Here is a 1,120-nt window from a genome sequence, read left to right on the forward strand (position 1 = left end):
ATCGAGATGGACATGTCCGTGCTGTTCGTGACGCATGACATGGGCGTGGTGGCACAGATCGCGGACGAGGTCGTGGTCATGTATCTGGGGACCGTCGTTGAGACCGGACCGACGGAGCAGATCTTCAGCGAGCCACAGCATCCTTACACGCGCGCGCTGCTGGAGGCGATCCCGAGGTTCGGCCAGCGCCGACGTGGTGAGCGGCTCTCCACGATCAGGGGCAGCGTGCCAGGCCCACACAGCCGTCCGGCCGGATGTCCGTTCCATCCGCGGTGCGACCATGCCCGGCCGGGAGTGTGCGACGTTCGGGAACCGGCGACGGTCTCCCTGGGCACGCGGCGGGACGTGCGCTGCGTGCTCGCCGAGGACGAGGAGGTGGCCCTCGGATGACCGAGCGTCCGAACATCCTGAGCCGAGGTGATGGTATGCCCACCCAGCCGACACTCGCCTCCGAGGCCCATACCGGACCGGGTGCCGTCGGACATCGGCCTACCGGCGATGAACCATCGGATGCGGCGCCGATGAGGGACGGCAACCTCCTGGAGGTCCGCGACCTCACGATGCACTTCACCGAGCGATCCGGTTGGCTGCGGAGGAACCACCGGGTGACCCGCGCCGTGGATGGCATCTCGTTCGACGTGCAGGCGGGCGAGACTCTCGGCCTGGTGGGTGAGAGCGGTTGCGGCAAGACATCGACCGGCCGGAGCATCATCCGCACCTACAAGCCGACCGGTGGACAGCTGATGTACCGGAACGCCGACGGCTCCGAGGTGGACCTGGCGGGACTGCCGTCGTCGAAGCTGCCCGAGTACCGGCGGCAGATCCGGATGGTCTTCCAGGACCCGTTCTCCTCACTCAACCCGCGGATGACCGTGCGAGATGTCATCGCCGAGCCGCTGCGGGTGAACAAGGTGGTGAGCGGGCGGGAGCTGGACGATCGGGTCGTCGAGCTGCTGCGGCAGGTGGGTCTGCGGCCGGAGTATCGGGACCGTTTCCCGCACGCCTTCTCCGGCGGCGAGCGGCAGCGCCTGGTCATCGCTCGTGCGTTGAGCCTGGATCCCCGGCTCGTCGTCGCCGACGAAGCGGTGTCCGCGCTCGACGTGTCGGTACGTGCCCAGGT

The 1,120-nt window shown here is 68.1% G+C and carries 2 protein-coding genes; both read left to right on the top strand.

Going from position 1 to position 1,120, the window contains the following annotated elements; genetic code table 11:
* Positions 1-390: ABC transporter ATP-binding protein (locus ELR45_RS39965; RefSeq protein WP_205857711.1), on the top strand; the 390-nt coding region annotated here is incomplete at its 5' end.
* 131 nt (positions 391-521) lie between these two features.
* On the top strand, positions 522-1,120 hold a 599-nt coding region (locus ELR45_RS41845; RefSeq protein ID WP_420813991.1), incomplete at its 3' end, for an ATP-binding cassette domain-containing protein.

The sequence above is a fragment of the Phytoactinopolyspora endophytica genome, from assembly GCF_004138495.1.
Lineage (GTDB): Bacteria > Actinomycetota > Actinomycetes > Jiangellales > Jiangellaceae > Phytoactinopolyspora > Phytoactinopolyspora endophytica.